The sequence below is a fragment of the Nostoc sp. 2RC genome, from assembly GCF_014222165.1.
Lineage (GTDB): Bacteria > Cyanobacteriota > Cyanobacteriia > Cyanobacteriales > Nostocaceae > Nostoc > Nostoc linckia.
Genome location: NZ_JACKZU010000619.1, coordinates 1 through 2,504 on the forward strand (window position 1 = coordinate 1; position 2,504 = coordinate 2,504).

Annotated in this window: 3 protein-coding genes; all 3 read right to left on the reverse strand. The window is 33.7% G+C overall.

From position 1 onward, the window contains the following. Positions 1-173: 173 nt before the first annotated feature. On the reverse strand, positions 174-1,061 hold the full coding sequence (locus GNE10_RS33815) for an oxidoreductase (RefSeq protein WP_185570405.1): 888 nt from the start codon (positions 1,059-1,061) through the stop codon (positions 174-176). A gap of 350 nt (positions 1,062-1,411) precedes the next feature. Continuing rightward, the gene (locus GNE10_RS33820; RefSeq protein WP_185570406.1) at positions 1,412-1,636 is read right to left on the reverse strand and encodes an MbtH family protein; all 225 of its coding nucleotides are present in this window, start codon (positions 1,634-1,636) and stop codon (positions 1,412-1,414) included. A gap of 20 nt (positions 1,637-1,656) precedes the next feature. Then, positions 1,657-2,504: MATE family efflux transporter (locus GNE10_RS33825; RefSeq protein ID WP_260447140.1), on the reverse strand; the 848-nt coding region annotated here is incomplete at its 5' end.

The following is a 2,504-nucleotide window of genomic DNA, read 5'->3' on the forward strand; positions in this document are numbered from 1 at the left end:
ATCTGACTCGCCCAATTTTGCAAAACTTCAATATACCTCATTTCTATTTTTCCTCTGCCTAGAGTGACAAAAGAGGGTTACTTGTCATTAAAATTTCTCTGCGTAAGAGCGTCCCCGTGTCTGTGCGTCGGTCTAAATAATAAGTCTTTTACCGGACATGATATCACCAATCACTAAGCCGAAGTACTCATAAGTTCGTCAAAAGCAGTATCGAAAGACACTTCTTTCCAAGCATCTAGTTCAGTTTTCACGGATTCCAGTTTGGCGTTAATAGCATAGATAGCATCTTCTCCCAATGCCAATCTCAGTGGCGGATTTTCGCTATTAACTGCTTTAATAATTGCCAAAGCTGCTTTTTTTGGATTTCCTGGTTCTTGGAATTCCAATTGATTATCTAATATATCCCGCGCACCTTGACGCATTTCACCAATGGCTATTTCATAATCTTTGATTTCGCTATCAGCAATAACCAGAGAACGGGTGACAAATTCTGTACGAAAAGCACCAGGTTCGACAATTATGATTTTGATACCCAAAGGTGTAACTTCTTGAGCCAATGCTTCAGAAATTCCTTCTAGGGCAAATTTTGTACCATTATAAATTCCCGTACCTGCATAGCCCACAAAACCACCCACTGATGAAATATTAACTATGTGCCCACTACCTTGCTGTCGCATATAAGGTAGTACTGTGCGTAACACTTCTAATACACCAAAAAAGTTGGTTTCAAATTGACGGCGGACTTCTGCATTGCTGACTTCTTCTATTGCCCCTAAAATGCCATATCCAGCATTATTAACAAGTACATCAATGCGTCCAAATTTGGCAATTGCTTGTTTTATTGCTGCTTGTATTTCTTCCGGCTTAGTAACATCAAGTTGCACTGCTAATGTATTTTCTGGAAAGCTTGCTGCTAAATCTTGAATCAACTCTGGATTTCTAGCAGTTAATACCACAGTGTCACCTTGCTCTAACACCGTTTCTGCTAATGCCCGACCCAAGCCTTTTGATGTACCAGTAATCAACCATACTTTTGTTTCAATACTTGAAGATTTTATCATTAAAATTCTCCATTCTTCACAAAAAAATTCAGCCAGTAGTTACACAAAATTCAATAGACTTACCTTAAAAATAGGGACTGGTGACTGGGAAAACCAAGAGATTTTTATTGTTTCTTGTGCTTGCAATTTATGGAGTCTTTTGCAAAATTCCTTTTTTTGCCTTTGCGTGAAACTCTTAAATAATTTTTTCAGCAACACCAAACTATTTATGCAAAAAATCTAATTTTGAATTTTGTGTAACTAGCGTATTAACTATAAATAGTCGCTCTAAAACCCAATATTCGTAAAAGATTTTCCTGTTCCTTCTTAATTCCGAATTTTCAATTATTTATTGAATGCATTTCTATTTACTAGATATTATCAGATGTTTCTTCCATCTTTTTCCGCAAACTCAGCGGCCTCATATCAGTCCAGACTTCTTTAATATAATCCAGACACTCTTGTTTCAAACCATTTTTACCAACATCCTTCCAACCATTAGGATTTTCGCGGTCAGATGGCCAAATAGAATATTGTTCTTCGTGATTAACTACAACTTTGTAAATGGTTGTGTCTTCTGCGTCATTTTGGTACATAATTCACCGATTGATATTAATTAACTTTTTTTTGTTTGCATTTGCAGAGAATTTAAAGATTGAAATTCTGTTATTGTTAACATTAAAACAATTAACATAAATATAATATCTGCAACCATTATACCAGAATATATACCTCTAATTCCTAGAAATTTAGACAATAATATCACTGTTGGTACAGTTAAAATTAAACTTTTTAGTAAAACTACTACTAACACAGTTTTCCCTTTACCTATGGATAAAAAAAGAGTATTACTAAAGTATGCTAAAGGCCATATTGGCATTAAGACGCTGAGAATTCTAAAATTTAGTAAATCGTCATTCATAAATTTAACATTTGGGAGAAGTAATCCTAAAAAAAACTTAGGAAATAATTGTAATGGCAGCCAAATTAGTATTAATAAAATAGTGCCAATAATTGCAAAAGTTAAATATGCTTTTTTTATTCTGCCATAATTTTGTGCGCCATAATTCATTCCAATAATAGGCTGTAGTGCTTGGGAAAACCCAATAATAGGAATAAATACAATTGCAACTATTTTTCCCGTTGCTCCAAAGAAAGCGACATCAGTATTTGTTCCATAGTAAGAAATTGAATTATAAACTATGAAATCTTCTAGCAAGATGGTAAATGGGTATAATAATTCTGAAATGCCAACTGATAAAATGGGGAGAATTAAATCAATGGCGATCGCTATTTTTTTAAAATTCACTGGAATGGAACTTTTGCCAATCACAAAATAACCTAAATTGACAATACTATAAACAATCATCGCCAAAACTGTAGCAAAAGCAATTCCTTGAATTTCCCAATGAAATACACTAATAAATATATAATTTAATACAATATTCGTAATTACAAATAACC

Bases quoted from the DNA above. Each gene is read 5' to 3' on its own strand.
- GNE10_RS33815 (WP_185570405.1), bottom strand. From the start codon at position 1,061: ATGATAAAATCTTCAAGTATTGAAACAAAAGTATGGTTGATTACTGGT.
- GNE10_RS33820 (WP_185570406.1), bottom strand. From the start codon at position 1,636: ATGTACCAAAATGACGCAGAAGACACAACCATTTACAAAGTTGTAGTT.